This is a genomic window from Actinomadura barringtoniae, assembly GCF_017573505.1.
GTDB classification, from domain to species: Bacteria; Actinomycetota; Actinomycetes; order Streptosporangiales; family Streptosporangiaceae; genus Spirillospora; species Spirillospora barringtoniae.
In genome coordinates this window covers 1-248 of sequence record NZ_JAGEOJ010000075.1, presented here as the reverse complement: position 1 = coordinate 248, position 248 = coordinate 1, and the positions used below count along the sequence as shown (strand labels likewise).

Here is a 248-nt window from a genome sequence, read left to right as displayed (position 1 = left end):
GTCAGCATGATCTGGAACAGCGGGTGCCGGGCCAGTGAGCGCTCAGGAGCCAGCACCTCCACCAGATGCTCGAACGGCACATCCTGATGGGCATACGCGTCCAGATCCGCCTCCCGGACCCGCGCCAGCAACTCCCCGAACGTGGGATCCCCCGACAGATCCGTCCGCAGCACCAAAGTGTTCACGAAGAACCCGACCAGATCGTCCAGAACCTCATCCGGACGGCCGGCCACCGGTGTACCGATCGG

1 protein-coding gene is annotated in these 248 nt (G+C 64.9%); it reads right to left on the bottom strand.

Annotated elements, in window-relative coordinates:
* The coding region (locus J4573_RS53465) for a condensation domain-containing protein (RefSeq protein WP_208264198.1) at positions 1 to 248 on the bottom strand (248 nt) is incomplete at both ends.